Source organism: Synechococcus lacustris str. Tous (genome assembly GCF_003011125.1).
Taxonomy (GTDB): domain Bacteria; phylum Cyanobacteriota; class Cyanobacteriia; order PCC-6307; family Cyanobiaceae; genus Synechococcus_D; species Synechococcus_D lacustris.
Genome location: NZ_PXVC01000122.1, coordinates 1 through 3,760 on the forward strand (window position 1 = coordinate 1; position 3,760 = coordinate 3,760).

The 3,760-nt window shown below is 48.5% G+C and carries 4 protein-coding genes and 1 tRNA gene; 4 read left to right on the top strand and 1 reads right to left on the bottom strand.

Annotation, left to right across the window (positions count from 1 at the left end; translation table 11 throughout):
* The 3 genes from C7K08_RS13055 to C7K08_RS13065 form a co-directional block, all read left to right on the top strand.
* Window positions 1-185, top strand: a 185-nt coding sequence (locus tag C7K08_RS13055) for an integrase core domain-containing protein (protein WP_133165284.1), incomplete at its 5' end; no start/stop codon positions are given.
* Window positions 186-448: 263 nt separating this feature from the next.
* Window positions 449-522 (top strand) — tRNA-Pro (locus tag C7K08_RS13060).
* Between the two features lie 192 nt (window positions 523-714).
* A complete protein-coding gene (locus C7K08_RS13065; protein WP_106500998.1) occupies window positions 715-1,035 on the top strand; it encodes a lysozyme inhibitor LprI family protein in 321 nt (106 codons plus the stop codon).
* Window positions 1,036-1,051: 16 nt separating this feature from the next.
* Here C7K08_RS13065 and C7K08_RS13070 read toward each other — a convergent pair whose 3' ends face one another.
* Window positions 1,052-3,175 carry an AAA family ATPase gene (locus C7K08_RS13070; protein WP_161955929.1) on the bottom strand — a complete coding sequence of 708 codons (2,124 nt, stop codon included), beginning with the start codon at window positions 3,173-3,175 and terminating at the stop codon, window positions 1,052-1,054.
* Window positions 3,176-3,599: 424 nt separating this feature from the next.
* Between C7K08_RS13070 and C7K08_RS16950 the strand changes: the two genes are divergently transcribed.
* Window positions 3,600-3,760 (top strand): transposase (locus C7K08_RS16950; protein WP_153062426.1); only part of this gene is annotated, 161 nt, incomplete at its 3' end.

The window sequence follows — 3,760 nt, forward strand, 5'->3', positions numbered from 1 at the left end:
CATTTGTGGAGTCGTTCAATGGCCGGTTTAGGGATGAATTTCTCAACATCGAGCTATTTGCCTCGGTGCAGGAAGCAAAGCTGTTGGCAGAGCAGCACCGAATCGAGTACAACGTCTACAGACCGCATTCGGCTCTCCAGGGGCGTACGCCCCTGGAAGTCCTCCAGCAATGGAAAGCGGCTTGATCACCCCACTAGCTCTCATAAGAACTGGAGCAGCAATGGGGGTCACGTCACCCAGCCGCCAAGCCCTTGACTTGACCACGCAAGGTTTTTTCCCAATCTTCTAGGCGTATAACCGCAGGCATGTTCCGCGCCGAAAACCCACTGGATTCGTATCTACAGGACAAGACAAAGGGCAAGCTGAGCCAGTCACCCAACAGCTAGCAAACCCATTGGCKCAACAAGAGTCCTTTCACTGCCTGCACYCCGGTACTATTACAGAGGAGCGGGGCGTGGCGCAGCTTGGTAGCGCGGGTGCTTTGGGAGCACCAAGTTATAACCTCGGATCCCCCTGCCCCAACTAACTTTTTAAGGATTTGGTTTTTAGGCCGCGCCCAAAACGCGCCCAAAACAGCACCTGCAACCACTGATGGCGTTCCCATTTCAACGGCCATGGTCATGGCTCGGTAAGGATTGAATCCTCTGGTTACCTTTGCGCTCCCACTACCCCACCAAGAACTAGTCGTACGCTGCTCAAGTGGCTAAAGGATCTATGAAAACGCTATTGCTACTAGGCCTGTTGCTGCTGCCATCTACTGCTGCTAGGGCCCAACCAAATAAATTCAACTGCCCTGGTGAAACCACTGTGGAGATGCGCTATTGCGCTGGGTTGCAATTAGAGAAATCAACTAAACAGTTAAATAGCAAATTGCCTACCGCCATTTATCAGCAATGGCAAGAAGCAAGCAAAGCTGTTTGCGCTGCTGCATATGCACCTTATAAAGATGGCAGTATCTACCCGCAGTTGCTGATTGGCTGTAATAATAAACTGAATCGGGCTTTGCTAAAGGAATTTAAGGGGATRGATCAGTAGTTSTGGGRSTATCAGGTTAATTAGGSGTGGGCYCTTGATTTGCTGCAATTGCTTCATGGCTGCGTTGCAGAAGCTCCTGCCGWAGAGGATCAGGGCTTTCAATGCGAATACCACCACCAAAAGCAAATAACCAACTGCGTAAATCAATATCAGCTGCAATAGACCAAACTGGTAAATCYAACTCWACTGGATATGGATGGCTGGAATCAATAATTGGTTCAAGGGAATGGGGTGCCTTTGGGTGATACCACCAATTRTCATYWGGTARCGGTTTAGAAAAACGGGTGTGCTCAATTGGATAACGCTGCAAACCTTCTCGAATAAAAGCAAAAGCCCAAGGTGCGCAAGAAAAACGTAGCTTTATTAATGCCTCCTTGCGTTGCTGGGCGGAAGAACTAGCAATTGCTATCTGTTGATCAAGATCATKTCCAAAATAAATACCACCGCTGTAATGCARTAACCGCTCAAGCCGTTCAACAGCTGAAATATGATCATCACTGCTGCGTCGCATACCAGCAGAACTTGTTTGCAAAGCCAACCGATCCARCCTTTCACTGCGAATWAGTCCTTTGTTATGCCCAACAAAGTCTTCTTCATAGAGGAGATACCAACCAACATTATGAAAAATTAATTGCAGCGGCCATACYCTTAATTCACCAGATGGACTATCACTRAAASTACCCACACCTGGATAGCGCTTTAGTAAAACCAATCGATGGGTAACAATTGCAGCTTCTATTGCATCGGCYCGTTGTGGTGCAGCTAAGGAATCACGACGCACCAGGGCASTATTTACAACGGTTTGGCGGGCATAGCTACGAACAGGTGGTAATTCAGCTGAATTAATGCCGGCCCAAGTTAACCTTTCTTCAATTTCAACTAATAAATCTTGAGCCGATGGATCAGCTAAACGTCCSGCGGTTTGACGCACTACATTATGCAACTCAACTAAACGTGGAGGTGAGAGTAATGCAGTGCCAAGGCAATAACCATGGCGTACATTGTCATTACGATTACGGAAACCATAAGGCGTAAGGATTTTTTCTATATCYTTGCGTAAGGTGGCAGTTTCACCGGGCAGGTAGGCACCAGGAATAGTTTGAGTTGCAGCAATTAGGTGCTGGTGCAAATTTAAACCCTGCTGTTGCGGCCGATCAAAAGGCACCTGTAAAAGATGACGCAGTAAAGTCATCACCCGAATAAAAACAGGGCCATCACCCATTGGCGGCAGTCCGCCATTTAGGGGCGAAATAGCTWTTTTGCTTGCAACTGCTAATTGAATTGGAGTGGAACAAGGTAAKGCAGAGCAAAAACCATTTGCTTCTAGCCAGGCAATATCATCCCTGATGGCAATTGCATCGCCGTAACACTCACCATGCAAAGAGGCTAGGAATGCTGCTGCACGRTYGGCTAGATCRCCTTGAGGCAATGGCGAAATTATGGCTTCTAATTGTTCAGCACTAGTTGGATCATTAGTTGCAAGATCAGGCCAGGTGCTKAGTAAGCGAATTAAATAAAGTAACCGTTCTAAATCYAATAAATTRGAATAGCCATGGCGTTGAAGCTTGCGTTCACGATTAGTAGCAGAGCGAATTCGTTGCTCCAGGCCWGCTAGCTCAGCTTCYAATACAGGTGTTAGCTGYTTGTGGTGGTTTGGAACAACAGCGCATATTGCAGCAAAACCCTCTGCCCGTGATGGACCAAAAATGGGATCAGCAAGGGCCGCAGCTAATTCTTGGATAACAGGTAGTGGAACAGGCCTTTTGCGGGTTTGATTCCACTCAACAGAAGTAGRYAGATCGGTATATAGCCACCAWCCAATCCATTCCACAGGCTCTGGTAAGGGCAAGGCCTGGGTGATCGCTAGGCGCCAGGGGCGGCGGGCATGGGTGGCATCAACAATTACCGGARTAGCAGCTGCAACTGCTTCCTGAATGCGTTGATGCAAGCGCTGCTGGATATCAGGCCAGGGCCCCTGAACAGCGGCATCGCCAAAAACCTCAGCGCGAATCAAATCAGTTGATAGCACTAAGGCCGGCTTACCAGTGGGTCCCTTGATTAAGGGCGCTAGAGCATGGGCAAGGGTGGTTTTACCGCTAGCGGGCTGACCAATTAATAAATGACAACGCAGCTGAGGCACCTTYTGGATTAAAGCTGAATCAACTGTATTTCGCACGTAAAAGCAAGAGCTTTRCATGAATTGGCCGAATGCTTGGTGTGTTGATYGCATTTAGCTGTTGTGGCACCTGCCGGTGGATATAAATGCCCTGCATTGCTTGAGCCAATCRTGCTGCTTGATCTATTGGAGCTATGCGGYAATACCACAGCAGCAGCGAAAGCATTAAATACATCGCAACCAACGATAAGTCGTAAAACTCGCTATCTARTAGATGATCTTAGCCTGGAGATAAAAGTAAAGCCCCGGGCCAATGAATTACGCTATGCCTATAATAATTGTCTTGATTTATTACGCCAAGCGGCACAGGTTCTGACGTGGACCCCAAAAACTGAACCAGCCCTTATGAGAGCTTCCTTACCGGCCAGATTTGGCCAGGAGAAGCCCCATGAAACGCAAACGCCACAACCCCGAGCAGATCATCCGCAAGCTGCGCACCGCGGAACAACTGCTTAACCAAGGCCAAGCCGTCGCCGATGTCTGCAGAGCTCTGGAGGTCTCAGCCCCTACTTATTACCGCTGGCAGCAGCTATATGGAGGGATGAAAGC